This is a genomic window from Peribacillus sp. SIMBA_075, from assembly GCF_046534585.1.
In genome coordinates this window covers 1-244 of the sequence record NZ_JAWRYN010001379.1, presented here as the reverse complement: position 1 = coordinate 244, position 244 = coordinate 1, and the positions used below count along the sequence as shown (strand labels likewise).

Annotated in this window: 1 pseudogene; it reads right to left on the bottom strand. The window is 49.6% G+C overall.

Annotated features, from left to right (window positions below):
* A pseudogene (locus SB775_RS32855) lies at positions 1 to 199 on the bottom strand (SDR family oxidoreductase); the annotation flags it as partial.
* Positions 200 to 244 lie beyond the last annotated feature (45 nt).

The window sequence follows — 244 nt, the reverse complement described above, 5'->3', positions numbered from 1 at the left end:
CATGATACGCGCGGTCTTTTTTGTGTTCGTTGTAAAATGCCACCATGGCGGGTATTGTCTCCAGAAAATCCGCTGGCCGGATCCCGCTATCCTTCAATAAGGCCTGAGCGTTTCGCGTATCAAATTGCGCTTGCCAGTCCATATAATCCAAGGTTTCCGCTTCAACACCAAGATATTTGCGGATGGCCGGCATCGACATCGATAGCTTCGCGAGCTTTTTCGGAATTCTTCCTTTGGGGTATCG